The organism is Pandoraea faecigallinarum (assembly GCF_001029105.3).
GTDB lineage: Bacteria > Pseudomonadota > Gammaproteobacteria > Burkholderiales > Burkholderiaceae > Pandoraea > Pandoraea faecigallinarum.
The window spans coordinates 2,372,015-2,386,624 of record NZ_CP011807.3 but is presented as its reverse complement, the minus strand read 5'-3'; the positions used below and the strand labels follow the sequence as shown (position 1 = coordinate 2,386,624).

Annotated in this window: 7 protein-coding genes; all 7 read right to left on the bottom strand. The window is 64.6% G+C overall.

Annotation, left to right across the window (positions count from 1 at the left end; translation table 11 throughout):
- Position 1 precedes the first annotated feature (1 nt).
- Positions 2 to 1,942, bottom strand: a complete 1,941-nt coding sequence (locus tag AB870_RS10575; RefSeq protein ID WP_047909071.1) for a branched-chain amino acid ABC transporter ATP-binding protein/permease — start codon at positions 1,940 to 1,942, stop codon at positions 2 to 4.
- 50 nt (positions 1,943 to 1,992) lie between these two features.
- Positions 1,993 to 2,871 (bottom strand): branched-chain amino acid ABC transporter permease, encoded by an 879-nt coding sequence (locus AB870_RS10570; RefSeq protein ID WP_047909070.1) that lies wholly within the window; start codon positions 2,869 to 2,871, stop codon positions 1,993 to 1,995.
- Positions 2,872 to 3,149: 278 nt separating this feature from the next.
- Positions 3,150 to 4,376, bottom strand: a complete 1,227-nt coding sequence (locus AB870_RS10565) for an ABC transporter substrate-binding protein (RefSeq protein WP_047907962.1) — start codon at positions 4,374 to 4,376, stop codon at positions 3,150 to 3,152.
- 429 nt (positions 4,377 to 4,805) lie between these two features.
- A complete protein-coding gene (locus AB870_RS10560; protein WP_047907961.1) occupies positions 4,806 to 8,666 on the bottom strand; it encodes an FtsK/SpoIIIE family DNA translocase in 3,861 nt (1,286 codons plus the stop codon).
- 119 nt (positions 8,667 to 8,785) lie between these two features.
- A complete protein-coding gene (locus AB870_RS10555) occupies positions 8,786 to 9,808 on the bottom strand; it encodes a hypothetical protein (protein WP_053059667.1) in 1,023 nt (340 codons plus the stop codon).
- 485 nt (positions 9,809 to 10,293) lie between these two features.
- On the bottom strand, positions 10,294 to 13,323 hold the full coding sequence (locus AB870_RS10550) for a putative bifunctional diguanylate cyclase/phosphodiesterase (RefSeq protein ID WP_053059666.1): 3,030 nt from the start codon (positions 13,321 to 13,323) through the stop codon (positions 10,294 to 10,296).
- Between the two features lie 220 nt (positions 13,324 to 13,543).
- A complete protein-coding gene (locus tag AB870_RS10545) occupies positions 13,544 to 14,443 on the bottom strand; it encodes a hypothetical protein (protein ID WP_053059665.1) in 900 nt (299 codons plus the stop codon).
- Between the last annotated feature and the right edge of the window lie 167 nt (positions 14,444 to 14,610).

Below are 14,610 nucleotides of genomic sequence, written 5' to 3'. Positions count from 1 at the left end.
GTCAGTGTGTGGTCGTTGCGCCACCCAGATACGCTTCGATCACCTTTTCGTCGGCCTGAATCTGTGCCGGCAGGCCTTCGGCGATCTTCTGGCCGAAGTCCAGCACCGAGACCGTCTGACAAGTGCTCATCACCACGTCCATGTGGTGCTCGATCAGAATCACCGTGATGCCGTGGTCGCGAATCTTGCGGATGATGGCGAGCAACTCGCGAATGTCGGGCGCGGTCAGGCCGGCAGCCGGTTCGTCGAGCAACAGCAGACGCGGATCGAGTGCCAGCGCACGGGCGATTTCGAGCAGCCGCTGCTTGCCGTACGGCAAATTGCGGGCTTCCTCGTCGGCCAGCGACGCCAGCCCCACGAACTCCAGCAGACGCATCGCGCGGGCACGGGCGCCGTCTTCCTCGCGCTTGTATCGCGGCAAGCGCAGCGAGACATCCAGGAGCGTCGAATTGAACGTGTGGTGCAGACCGACCAGCACGTTTTCGAGCGCCGTCATCTCACCGAAGAGCTGCACGTTCTGGAAGGTGCGCGCCACGCCCGAGAGCGCGATATCGGAGGACGTGCGTCCGGCCAGCGATTCGCCAGCGAACTCGATGCTGCCCGCCGTCGGCACGTAGATGCCTGTGAGCACGTTCATCATCGTGCTCTTGCCCGAGCCGTTCGGGCCGATGAGGCCGTGAATCGTGCCGCGCCTGACCGTCAGGTCCACCTGATTGAGCGCCTTGAGCCCGTCGAATTGCATGAGCAACTGGCGCACCTTGAGCAGCTCGTCCGGCCCGTTGGCCGCGGCGGCGAGCACCGGGTCGCCGTCGCCCGCGGCCGACTCGTCCACTTGCGTGGCCGAGACGGTCAGCGTACGGCGGCGATGCAGAATGCGCGAGCGCAGGAAGCCGATGATGCCGTCCGGCAGGTAGTACACGACAAACAGGATCATCAGACCGAAGATCGTCAGACGCCAGTCCGTAATGCTCTCGCGCCACCATGTCACACCAGCCAGCGCGATCGTACCGGCGACCGGCACCGCCGCCTTCGCCAGCGTGGTCCGTGCACGCGCGACGGCGATCGCCGCCGCAATCGTCGTGACGGCGGCGATGAGCGACGCCACGACACGGAAGACGTTGATGTCGTCGAGCAACTGCGGCAACAGCACGATGATCGCCGCGCCCAGCAGCGAGCCGCTGCGCGTCTTTCGCCCGCCCATGATGACGGCCAGCAGGAACAGGATCGTGAGCTCGAAGTTGTACGTGTTCGGCGAAATGTACTGCTCCGAGTATGCGTAGAGACTACCGGCCAGACCGGCGAACCCGGCACTGATGACGAACGCGTACACCTTGTAGCGGTACACCGATACGCCCATACAGTCCGACGCCACCGGAGAATCGCGCAGCGCCTCGAATGCACGGCCGAGGTGCGACTTCAGGATACGGTGGGCGACGAGCATGCTCAGCAAGAGCAGTACGGCCACGATCCAGTAGTACTCGACTTCATCGATGGGATGCCCGCCGATCACCGGCTTCGTGAGCTTGATGCCCATCGGCCCGGATGTCAGGAAGTCCATCTCGTTGATGAGAATCTGGATGATGGTGCCGAACGCCAGCGTCACCATCGCCAGGTACGGGCCGATCACGCGCAGGGCCGGCAACGCCAGCACCGCGCCGAATGCCGCCGTGACGAGAATCGCCGCCGGCAGCGCCAGCCAGAGCGTGAAACCGAATTTGGCGAAGAACACGCCCGCCACATAGGCGCCGATGCCGAACAGCCCGGCGTGGCCGAGCGACACCTGCCCCGTGTAACCCACGACGATGTCCAGTCCGAAGAGCAGAATCGCGTAGATCATGATCGTCTCGATCATGTGGATGTAATACGGATTGCCGACGGCCAGCGGGAAGCCGAACAGCGCGACGATGCCGAGGACGGCGGCAAGTTTGGTCGTCACGCGCATGCCGCCGAGATCGCCGGCCCCGCGTGCGGTGGAGGTCTGTGCGGTCATGGTTACACCTTCTTGATGGCGGTCTTGCCGAACAGGCCTGCCGGCTTCACGGCCAGCACGAGCAGCAGCAGCACGAGACCCGGCACGTCTTTGTAGCCGGTCGAAATGTAGAACGCGGTGGTGGTCTCCGCCACACCGAGGATCACGCCGCCCACGAGCACGCCCATGCCGCTGGACAGGCCGCCGATGATCGCCACCGCGAAGGCTTTCAGTCCAAGCACCGCGCCCATCGTGGCGCCGGTCAGCGTGAGCGGTGCGACGAGCACGCCGGCGAACGCCGCGGCCATCGACGACAGCGCGTACGAGAACGTGATCACCAGGCTGGTGTTGATGCCCATGAGTCCCGCGGCGTCGCGGTCGTTCGCCGTCGCCACCACGGCCTTGCCGTAGATCGAGCGACGGTTGAAGAACTCCACGGCCGCCATCATGAGCAGCGCGCCCACGACGACGAGCAGTTCCATCGGCAGCACATTCGCCCCCATCAGTTTGATGGGCGACTCGGGCAGCGGCGACGGGAATTTGAGATCGTCGCGGCCCCACAGGTTTTCCGCGACGTTCTTGAAGATGATGCCCAGCGCAATGGTGGACATGATCCAGCCGAACTCCGACTTGATGCGTAACGCGGGTTTCACGCCGATACGCTCGACGAACGCGCCCTGCACGAGGCCGAACAGACAGACGATGGGAATCATCAGCCAGTAATTGAGGCCCAGGGTGTCGACCAGGGTCAGGCCGACCAAGGCGCCGAGCATGAGCGCCTCGCCCTGCCCAAAGTTCAGGGTGCCGGATGTCGCAAACGTCAGTTGGTAACCGAAGGCGATCACGGCGTAGATCATCCCCAGCGCGATACCGCTGTAGACGAGTTGAATCAGGATGGTCATGCGTTCCTCTCTCGCGGATGCGAGCTTACGAGCCGGCGAGCAATGCTCGGCGGGCATTCGATGCATGTGCCACACGCCGGGTCCATAGGACGGCAGTGAGCAACGATGGGGAGAAGACAGCGCGCGTGCCTCGCCCTCGCGCCCCGCGGGCGGGACACCGGGGCGAAGGCGATGCGCGCCGTCGTTCATCCGTCATGGCTGCAATGTGGCCTACGAAGCGAGCTGCGCAACAGGCGATGAAGCGACCTGCGCGACGCAGCGCCGGGAGGCGACGGGGCTTACTTCGAAGCCGTCGAAGCGGCCTTCTCGCGAACCTTGCTGCCTGCCTTCAGGTCGGCGTCGTAGGCGTACACAACACGGCCGCCCTTGACTTCGCCGAACACCGGAATGTTCGCCGTGATGGCATCGTGGTCGTCATGCGTGAACGGATGATCGTAGGTCGTGACCACACCTTCGACCGGCGTCTTCAGGTCTTCCAGGGCTGCGCGCACCTTCGGGCCTTCGGTGCTGCCTGCCTGCTTGATGGCTGCGGCCAGCAGGTAGATCGAGTCGTAGCCTTGCGCTGCCGAAACCGCCGAGTCGATGCGGTTGTTCTTCGGCTTGAACATGGCAAGGTAGCCGTCGATGAATGCCTTGCGCTTGGGCGTGTTCGGTTCCTGAATGAACGTCTGCGGCATGCGCGCGCCTTCGCCGTTCGCTCCCGAGTTGTCGATGTAGTTCGCCATCGCAAGCGTCCAGCTGCCCACGATCGGCAGCTTCCAGCCGAGCTTGCCCATGCCGTTGGCGATCTGGGCAAGCTCCGGACCGATGCCGTACGTCAGGATCACGTCGGCGCCGGCCTGCTTGGCCTTGAGCAACTGGGCCGTCATGTCGACGTCCTTGATGTTGAACTTCTCGACCGCCACGGGCGTAATGCCCTTGGCTTTGAGCGCCTTTTCCAGATCCTCACGCCCGAGCTGGCCGTAGTTGGTCGAGTCGGCAAGAATTGCGGGCTTCTTGAAACCGCGGCGCGTGATGGCTTCTTCCACGATCATCGGCGCCTGAATGCTGTCCTTGGCCGAGTTGCGGAACACGTAGTTGTCCGGGTACTGAGGCGGCTTGAACTGCTCGGTAATGACCGTGCCCGTCGCCACGTTGTTGAACACCGGAATTTTGGCATCCTGATAGAAACGCTGCGAAGCAAGTGCCACACCGGTATTGATGTAACCGACGGTTGCAACCACCTTTTCCTTGTTGATCAGTTCCTGTGCGACCTGCACGCCGCGCTCGTTCTTGGCTTCCTCGTCGCGCTCGACCAGCACGATCTGACGTCCCAGCACGCCGCCCGACTTGTTGATCTCCGCAGCGGCCAGACGCACGCCGTCACGCATGGACACGCCCATCGACGACGAGCCGCCGGTGAACGGCCCCGACACGCCGATCTTGATCGGATCGGCAGCGACGGCCATCGAGGCGGACAGGGCGAACGCGACAGCGCCGGCCATAAGCTTGAATCGGAATTGCATAAGGGTCTCCTTCGGTGCGATGCGTTTCGATATGACGCTTTTTTGCTGCGATTTCCTTGGTGTCGCAGGCCCTGCCGTGGACGCGCGAATCACGGGTTCTTGCCTCCCCTTCACACCGCCCCGGTCCTTGTAATTCGTATCGGGGCGATACCGTCAAGCACGCGTCGAACGACCAACCTAGCGCGCCGATTATGTGATCGCTGAGTTTCGCCCGCAAAGGCGGGAATACCCCTACGGGGACGCGGGTTTGCGCCCCGTTAGCACCATTCGATGCGGGTTTTCAGGCGGTTTGGCGGCACGCGCCCATGTACGGCGCGTGTCCGGAGAACAGCACGGAGTGCCAAAGAGTTCGACTCGGGTGACGGGTCGTAAGGGAGTTGTAAGCGAAGGCGATTATTCGTCCGCGGGCGGGGCGCACAACAGGGACGGTTACTCGCCCGGCGCGACGACTTCGCGGGTGCCGTTTCGTCCCATCGGTGTGACGAGTCCCGCGGCCTCCATTTGCTCGATGAGGCGTGCCGCACGGTTGTAACCGATGCGCAATTGCCGTTGCACGGCGGAAATCGACGCGCGTCGCGAATTCAGCACGAACGCGGCAGCCTCGTCGTACAACGGATCGGCTTCGGCGTCCCCGGCCGCATCGCCGAACAGATCCGCCGCAGCGGCATCCGCCGGGTCGCCCGCGAGGATGGATTCGTCGTAATCCGGCTCGCCATACTGCTGCCAATGCTCAACGACACGATGCACCTCGTCGTCCGCCACGAACGCGCCGTGGACCCGTTGCGGATACCCGGTGCCCGGCGGCAGGAACAGCATGTCGCCCTGCCCGAGCAGCGACTCCGCGCCCATCTGGTCGAGAATCGTGCGCGAATCGATCTTGGACGATACCTGGAAAGCGACGCGCGTCGGAATGTTCGCCTTGATGAGTCCCGTAATGACGTCCACCGACGGCCGCTGCGTTGCCAGAATCAGGTGAATACCGGCCGCGCGCGCCTTTTGCGCCAGGCGTGCGATCAATTCCTCGATCTTCTTGCCTGCGACCATCATCAGATCGGCCAGTTCGTCGATGACGACCACGATGAACGGCAGGCGATCCAGCGGTTCCGGGGCGTCCGGCGTGAGCGAGAATGGGTTGCTTACCTTGTCGCCAGCGGCACGCGCCGCATCGATTTTCTCGTTGTAGCCGGCCAGATTACGTACGCCGAGCGCAGACATCAGGCGATAGCGCTTTTCCATCTCGCCCACGCACCAGTTCAGGGCATGCGCGGCTTGCTTCATATCGGTGACAACCGGCGCGAGCAAATGCGGAATACCGCCGTAGACCGATAGCTCCAGCATCTTCGGGTCGATCATGATGAGACGCACGTCGTCCGGCGTCGCCTTGTACAGCAACGACAGGATCATGGCGTTGACGGCAACCGACTTGCCGGAACCGGTCGTACCGGCAACCAGCAGGTGCGGGGCACGTGCCAGATCGGCCACGACCGGCTCGCCGGTAATGTCCTTGCCCATCGCCAGCGCAAGACGCGAACGATGCGAATCGAATACCGGTGCCGTGAGAATCTCGGACAGACGAATCATCTGGCGCTGCGCGTTCGGCAGTTCGAGCCCCATGCAGGTCTTGCCGGGAATCGTCTCGACGACGCGAATCGACGTCACGCCCAACGCGCGCGCCAGATCCTTCATCAGACCGACGACCTGCGCACCGCGTACCCCGACGGCCGGCTCGACTTCGAAGCGCGTGATCACAGGACCCGCCGATGCGCCGACGACCGTTACCGGCACCTTGAACTCGGCCAGACGCTGCTCGATCAGTTGACTCACGGCGGCGAGCGCTTCGTCGGAGACGACGTTGGCGATGTCCTGCGACATCGCCGGCGACAACAAATCCAGCGCGGGCAAATCGTAGTCGACGGCCACGCGCGGCGGCGGCAGTTCGTACGGCGTATCGGGCGAAAAACTTGCCGGGGCTGGCGCCGGGGGTTCCCCGAAGGATGCGGTTGGGGCAGTGGCCGAAGCCGAAGCCGCGGTGAACGACGGAATCGCAGGCACCGTTGCAGCAGCGGGCGCAGCGGCCGACACCGGCGTTGTGGGCAGGCCCGGCGTCTCGATGGGCCCGGACGTCGGCAGTATCTCGTCGGCCCGCGCCCAGGTGCCATCCGCACGCAATACGTAATGCGGTTTTGACGACGGTTCGATGTCGTCATCGATGACGGAGGTGTCCGAGGTCTCCAAGGCCTTGGAGGCTTCGGAGGCTTCCGAAGCATCGAACGGCGGCGGTTCGTCGGCGGCCTCGAACGACGCCTCCGCAACCGCCGCCGCCAATGCCTGCATCGGGGCCGGGGCGGAAGCCGTGGCCGGTGCGTCGGCCTTCACGTCGGCCTTCACGTCGGCGTCGGGCTCGACGGGCGACGCGTCGTAAGCTTCGACGCTCGCGAGCACATCGGCGAAAACGAACGCACGCGGCGGCGTCGACATCGACGCCCCGGACGGCGTCACCGCCGCCTTCGGCAGCAAAACCGTCGGTGGAAGATTGAGTACTTCCGACGCCGCAAGCGGTGCTGCCGATGCGCCCGGCGCTATCGGCGACGCAGCGTCGAGCGAGGGAACTTCCTCAGGACCGCTCGCCGCGACATCGGCTTCCGTCCCCGACTCCTTCCCTGCTTCCTTCCCTGCTTCCTTCCCTATATCGTTCCCGACCGGCATCGGACGCTCGGTCTCGCCAGCCGGCGGCTCCGCCGACGCCACGTCAGCGCCCTCCCCTGCGTCGGCACGACTCCACTGTCGCAGATCGCGAAGCAAAGCCTCTGCTTCGTTGCGCAGTGCGGCCATTGCCTCGACGCGGGCCTGTTCCGCCGCGCGCGCCGCTTCCTGTTGCGCGCGCATCTCCGGCGTCGGACCTTCGGGTACGGGTTCCGCAGACGGAGTCTCCACGTCGTTGACGGACCAGCCGACGGGGGAAAATTCGGAGATGTCGGACGACAGCGGTGTCGCAACGTCCCCCGCCGACCACGACGCGGCGCCTCGCATGACGGAGCCTGCCGCGGGTCGTGACACAGAAGGCGACGCAGAAGGCGACGCGAACGGCGGATTCGCCGTAGGGGCTGACGGCGTCATCGACGCATCGGAGCGCGAAAGCGTCGTCTGGCTTGAGGACGTTTGCGGACGCGCCGCCATCGGCGGCGCGCCTCGCGGCGGCACGTCCTCCAAACCCAACTGGGGCTTGCGAAACGGGCTATGCACAACGGTACCGCGCAAGTGCGCCGGAGCCGTGCCGACTGGACGCCGGTATCCCGTAGTCCCCGGAATGGACGTCGAATGCAGCGCGTCCGGCGACGAAGCCGCCACGCCGGAGGCACTCGATAGCGCCGACGGCGAAACGCCCGATGCCGACGCCATCGGCCGGGGTGTCGCCAGCCGGGTTGTCGCGGCGGACGCCATCGGGGACGATGTCGAAGAGGTCGCGGATGGCGATGCCGTCGGCGGCACTCTCGGCGCTCGCGGCGGCAGTCCCGGTTCCGCGCGCACGAATTCGGTCATCCGTAGCGCCTCGCCCCGCGCCGCCCCGGCGCCGTAGGCGTGGCGAGGCAGGACCGCACGCGTGCCCGTGCTGCCGAACGACGGCTCGGCGCGGCGCCCCCCACGGGCAGACAATGGCGGCGGCTGCATCGCGTCAAGTCGCGCACGCTCTTCGTCGGTTAACTTCCAGCGTGGCTGCGCGGCCAGTCCGCGACGACGGGGCACCGGCGCTTCCGCCAGGCTGCCCACGTTGTGGTGCCCCTGACCAAGCGTCGGTAGGTAGCCGCCCCGTTCACCGCGCTCACTTCGTTCGGCTGTGTCGAACGACATCTGCGACAGCCCGCGCACCGGTTCGTGAATGCCGCCGTGGAAATGCGACTCGCGCGACTCGCGCGGCCCGAACGACGGCGCATCGTCCTCCTTGCCGGGGGCTGTGCCGCGCGAGAACATGCCCCACCACGTGGTGCCAAAGACTAGCGGAAGGGAAAAAAGGAGAATGAAGCCGGTGACGCCCATTGCGAGCGTGCCGCCCAGCGCGACGTGCAGGCCGTGCGAAAGGGTCTGACCGACACTGCCGCCGGCCGTAGTGCTGTCCCCGCCCGTGAGCGCGGCCAACGTGGCGCTCGACACCATGGTGAGCGGAACGCCAAGCAGCACACGGAGCGTGCCGGGGCCGAAGATTCTTATCTCACCGCCAAGCAGACCCCGTACGCCAGGCCAGCACAACGCCAGCAACCAAAACGTCGACAGTCCGAACCAGCCAAACCCCATAATCGCTCATTGCATCAGGAAAACCCGGAGAGCGATTGTAGCAGGTAGGTCACTCCAGGGCCGCCCTACTGCACGCACTTTTGCGCGGCTGGCGTACCGCAGGCAATGGTTATGCGTGGTTATGCGTGCCCGTGCGTTCCGGTGGGGCGCAACGTGGGCATGGCATCGACTGCCACACTGCCCACGGCCGCGACCGGCAATGCCTCGTCCGGCATGACCAGACTCAGATTCCGGCGGCGCAGCGAACGCCAGTCGACCTTCCCGAAGATGTCCTCGCCCAGCGCACTCGCAGGCGACAGGTTTTCGACACGCACGCCACGCAGGCGCAAGACTTGCGAGGCATGCCGGAATGACGGCTCGATCAGATTGGCGAACTCGGCATCCAGCCGGGTGGGTGCGCGGGTTTGCATCGTCTCGTAGAAGCGCGGCGTGTGCGACGCATCGCGCAAATCGAGTCCGTGCATGTACATCTCGGTGAACCCAAGCCAGGTCGCAACCTGCAACGCGAAGTACGCCACGGTGCCGCCGTGGAAGAAGCCGTTGTCGATATCGAAGCTGAAACCGATCTCGCTGTCGTCGCCAAGAAACGAGGCGCTGGCCGATATCTGCGCGTCGTCGCGCAGCATCCGGGTCGTGCGTGCGGCTTCGAATCCACGTTTGTAAATATCGTCGACGAGATAGAAGCGGCACCCGAGCGCCGACACCGGGAACATGTCCAGCAAACGCGCCAGCACGACCGGCGTGACGAACAGCACGAGATCGCGCGCCACGATCCGACGCGCCAGATCCGGGCGCTGACGCACGAAACCGGCGTCGAGAATGCAGTAGTAGTCGAACTTGACGGGCGCATGGGCGCTGAGCGCGATGGCACCGTTCACGCCCATGACGTGATGCATCGGCAGCGCTTCGTAGTCGATCTCGGCGACCGACGGTCCGCTGGCGATGATATGGCAAGGCAGGCGTCGCAGACGTTGCAGCTCGGCGCGGCGCGCGAGCGGCACGTGACGGCCGCGCCAGGTGAATCGTTCGATGGCCCCCATCGCATCGCGCTCGATACGCGCGTGCGGCCACAAACGTTCGTTGTGCCGCCACTTCGCCGCGTGGCTGTGACGGTAGACGAGTTTGAGGATTGTCGAAAGCATTGTCGTTGTTTTGGTTAGGTGTGTTCTGGTTGCGCCGCTGTCGTCTTTTGGACGAGCGGTCCTAACCCCGTTACGAGTCGCGTGCCGGTCCGATGCCAGGCTTCCGTGAGCGATGATGTGCCGCGTTGCCCCCTAGCAGGCGGAACGACTCACGGACGCATGGAGACGTTGCTCCATCACGTCGATGCGCAAATTCTGCCATCCGGACTTTGCGCGGGACAAGATTTATTCCAGTTGGAAATCTTACGCTGAGTTACCTTCACGTGCAGTCCACGAAGGCGATGCTTGACACCGGAATCCGCTATTCATGCGGGTTCCGGGCCGTGACGCATGGGAAAACAGGCGGTGTCAGGAGATCCGCCCGGAAATAGAGCATTGCGTGAAATACAGACAATGCTGAACGCGAACCGCGATTGATGCGTCGCGCGGCGCAACGCTCACGGCCATTCGCGTACCTCGCAAACGGCCGCGAGCAACGGAGGCGATCAGTGCAACGCCGTGCTGCCGCTCGCGCGCGGATAAAAGGACGCTTCCAACTCGACGAGCAACGCGCTAAGTTGCGGATCGCGTACGAAACTCGCTGCCGAGTCAGCCGCGAGAATGGCTTCCGGCGTTTGCGGGCGTGCAATGAGAAAGCCCTGCACATAGTCGACGCCAAGCTCGGAGAGCGCTTCGAGCGTCGCGGCATCTTCCACCCACTCCGCCACACTCCGGATGCCAAGATTTTTCGCCAGCGCCACGATAGCCTCGACAATAGCGAGATTGGCCGGATGGGCCGCCATGCTCTTGACGAACGCGCCATCGATCTTGATCGCGTCGACTGCAAGATCCTTGAGATAGGAAAACGAACTGAACCCCGCGCCGAAGTCGTCGAGCGCGATGCGCCCGCCCAGTTGATGGATGCGATCCACGAAGCGCCGCGTGTTGTCCAGATCGTGCAGCGCCACCGTTTCCGTGATCTCGATGCACAACAATCCGACAGCGCGCTCGTGCGCGGCGAGCGTGGCGAAGATGTCCCGCACGAAATGCTCGTCGTTGAGCGACGCACCCGACAGGTTCACGCAAACGAAACGCGTCTTCTCGAGTTGGTCGCGATGTGCGTCGATCCATGTCAAGGTGTTCGTGAGCACCCATTTGTCGATCATACCGATGGTGCCGTTCTCTTCGGCCGCGCTGATGATGCGCGACGCGGGCACGATGTTGCCGTCGGAATCGCGCATGCGCAGCAGCACTTCGAAGTTCAGCGAATCGCCCGGCGCAGCCATCTCCATGATCGGCTGCATTTCGAGGAACAGCGTGTTGGGCGCGAGGCCGGCGTCGAGCGCATCGATCAGACGCAGTTCGGCCAGACGCTCGCGAAATGCCGCCGCCCCGCGCTCGTAGACGACCAGCTCGCGCCGGCTCTTCTTGGCTTCGCGGCAGGCGCGGTCGGCCGAGGAAATCGCGTCGGGCACGCGCATGTCCGTCGTGAGTTCGATGACCCCGGCCGACGCACGCACCTGGAACGCGCGATCGCCGATCTGATACGGCTCGCCGGCAATGGCGTCGACCAGGCGGCGCGCCACGGCCGCTGCCTCCTTGATGGTCGCATCGCGAAACACCACGATGAATTCGTCGCCACCGGTGCGCCCGACGCTCTGCTCCGCCGACAACCGGGCGCGCATGCGGTCGCACGCCTGACGCAGCACTTCGTCGCCCGCGGCATGCCCGAACAGATCGTTGACGAGCTTGAAGCGGTCCAGATCCAGATAGGCGAGCGCCGCGGGGCGCGTCTCCGATAGCGTCCGGATGGCCTCGCCGAGCGACTTCTCGATCCCGCGCCGGTTCGAAACCCCGGTCAGCGGATCGTTCTCCGCGAGATAGCGCAATTGCTCCATCGTGCGCGCACGTTCCGTGATGTCCTGCAAGGAGCCTTCGATACGGCCGTCGGAGAAGATCGCCTTGACCAGATAGCGGCTGACCCGGCCGTCGTCGCGCGGCAGCGAGAGGATTTCGAGTTCGGATTCGTCACTGTGCTGGGCGACGTCGAGCAACATGCGCCACGTGCTCTGCCCGAAGTACTGGTCCCAGCGGTACGTGCGGCCCTGCGTATTGGGAATGCCCAGGGGAATGCCGAGCATGGTGTGCAGCGCGGCGTTCCCCCGCACGAACACGCCCTGATCGTTCAGGGTGAACAGCCCCACGGGCGTGACATCGTAGGCATTGCGCAGTTCGGTCTGGGCTTCGAGCTTGCCCTTGTGCTCCATGCGCATCTGCTCGGCGATGGCGAGTGCGGCCATCAGGCTCGAGAACAGCGCCGCCGTCACGCTATTGAGCGCCGAGGACAAGGCGCGGGCGTTGAAGGCGGCCGCAATCACTTCGGAAAACGTGGCGAACAGAACGATGGCAAGCGACGCGCTGTACCAGACCGCCACGCGCGAGCGCGTCAGCACCAGAATGCGCGCGAGCAACACCAGTACGAACACGATGCCCAGCGCCGCCACGGCCCAAAGCACGGGAATGAAGTGAGCGTACGGCAACGCAATGGCGGCGCAGCACAGCACGACGCCGGCCCATTGCAGCACCATCACCATCCACCGCAACCCGATCAGGCGCAGCTCTTTCTTGAACAACTGTGTGAACAGCGAGTACGTCAGCACGTAATAGACCGCGAAGGTCGCCTTGCGCACCAGGGCGTCCCAGTCCATCGGAATGGCCCGTTCGAGCCATTGCGTATCGGCCCCCATCGAGTTCGCCGCGAGACGCAGATTGCCGATCAGCCACGCGGCGAACAGCACATACAGCCATTCCTTGTTGATGATGGCAGTGACCAGCACGAAAGCCGACAGCGTCAACAGGCCGCCTTCGAGCAACCCGTTGCTGCGGTGAAATTCCTTCTCGGAAATGCGCAGCTCGGGCGCGGGCCAGGCCACGAGCGAGAGATGCGCCGGGCCGGAGAACGTCGCCTGACAAAGCAGCGTCACGGGTTCGACGAGATGGCCGAGATCGATCATGAAGCCGGCCTTCGACATGCGCACGGCCCCCGTTACGCCGCTGCGATCCGCACGACCGATCGCCGGGCTGTCCGGGCTTCGCCAACAGGCCAGCGTCTTCGCGTGGCGCGAAGGAAACTCGATGACGGTGCGTTCCTGAGCGCCGACCGGCGGCACCGTGACCCGGAACCACACCGGCGCTTCGGAGAGATGAGTGCTGAATTGCTGGACAGACGGCGCACGCTCGAGTGCGCCCTTCGCCATGGGCGGGCTGAACGTCGCGGGTAAATCGCCTTGCGCCTGAAAACTGAGCGGCGTCGCACCGCGCACGGCGTACTGGCTTTCCTGAAACAGCAGCACGATGCCCGAGAGCAACATGATCGCCGCGGGCACGGCATACAGGGAAATGCTTCGAAAAAGCTCGTCGAGTCTCGCTGTGATGCGCCAACGGCGACGCGCGCCGGTGAGTTCGCTCAACTCATCGGAGAAATCGTTCGTATTGCGGCCGTGATCGTCACGCTCGTTACCGGGTTCCCCCGCCATATGACTCTTGTGCCCTTATCCGTTGGTCGCCCCCGTGTGCAATCCCGGACAAGGTTCGCGCTGCGGCTGCTCGCCTTGCCGGCCGGGCCGGCCCTGTCCCGTGCGGCCGGTGTTGCGGCCGGCACGGTCAGGTGTCTCTCGCCCGTACTCCCCGTTAGCGCCGTCGCTGTCGAAAACCCGAATGACATGCGACGGGATAACGTTAATTCGCATAACGGCATTACACCGCCAGGCTGTAGCCTGCTGCTACGCATCGTACCTCGTCGGCACCAAAAGATAAATCCCGCAAATGCGCGCCAACATTGGCTTCGACCGGCTCCGGCGCGGCGTCGCGGCCACCGTCCCCGCCTTCGCGCTCACCCGGCATTCCGAGGCGCAGATCGGGGTGGTGTGTCAGGCACATGTAGGCAAACAACGGATGCCCCGCCGTTTGCCAGCGCGTGCGTGCCTGCGCCACGTCAAGGGCCAGTACCCGGTGCCCGATGCCGCCCACATGCGCCATCGGAATCAGATCCTGCAGCGGGAATACGTCGATAAACATGAGCGCCTCGTACTGTCGATGCAGCGGCGGGCGCGCGGTGATCACCATCCAGTCGATGCCCGAAAGCAGGCAGTACTGATAGAACGCCTTGAAAAGCGCCGTCTTGACGACACGGCCCACGGGTCCCGCGACAACGCCAAGACGCGTCGCTTCGGCAAGCGCGGCGCTGCCGAGCCACTCCGGCAACGGCGCGGAGTCCTCCAGGTGCAATGCCTGAAAGCGATTGGTCTGAATACGCATCGTGCCGAGCACGGCGCCGTCCAGACGCGCGCGCGCCACGAGCACGATGGCGCCCGGCTCGCGGTCGCTGATTTCCGGCTCGCCCAGTGTGGCGGCAAGCTCGGGCAGGTGTCGCCCGTAAGCGGCCTGACGCATGGCGACGGCGTCGCGCAACGACGATTCGTCGGTTGCAATCGTGACGACGAAAGGCAGACGTTCTTCGCGCAACGCCGCGGTATCCGGCAAACCGGCGACCGGCGCACGGGCCGCAGCGGGTGATGCCGCCGCGCGAAGGTTACCGGCCGGCCTGTCGGCGTAGGTGATCGAGAGGACGTCCGAAGCTTGTGCAAGGTCAAACATGATTGACACTCCTTAAGGTCAATGAAAGGGCTGGTGCCGTACACGGGCGCTCCCGCCTGTGCATCGCACAATTCCTTTCTTGATCCGCCGGGGCGAAGTGTCAAGTGCTTATTTTCGTTAGGTTTTTCACAGTATGCCGGGTACCGCCCCGCACCCCGTCCGTTCGT

Coding starts and splice junctions, on each gene's coding strand:
- AB870_RS10575 (WP_047909071.1), bottom strand. CDS start 1,942: ATGCGCGTGACGACCAAACTTGCCGCCGTCCTCGGCATCGTCGCGCTG.
- AB870_RS10570 (WP_047909070.1), bottom strand. CDS start 2,871: ATGACCATCCTGATTCAACTCGTCTACAGCGGTATCGCGCTGGGGATG.
- AB870_RS10565 (WP_047907962.1), bottom strand. CDS start 4,376: ATGCAATTCCGATTCAAGCTTATGGCCGGCGCTGTCGCGTTCGCCCTG.
- AB870_RS10560 (WP_047907961.1), bottom strand. CDS start 8,666: ATGGGGTTTGGCTGGTTCGGACTGTCGACGTTTTGGTTGCTGGCGTTG.
- AB870_RS10555 (WP_053059667.1), bottom strand. CDS start 9,808: ATGCTTTCGACAATCCTCAAACTCGTCTACCGTCACAGCCACGCGGCG.
- AB870_RS10550 (WP_053059666.1), bottom strand. CDS start 13,323: ATGGCGGGGGAACCCGGTAACGAGCGTGACGATCACGGCCGCAATACG.
- AB870_RS10545 (WP_053059665.1), bottom strand. CDS start 14,443: ATGTTTGACCTTGCACAAGCTTCGGACGTCCTCTCGATCACCTACGCC.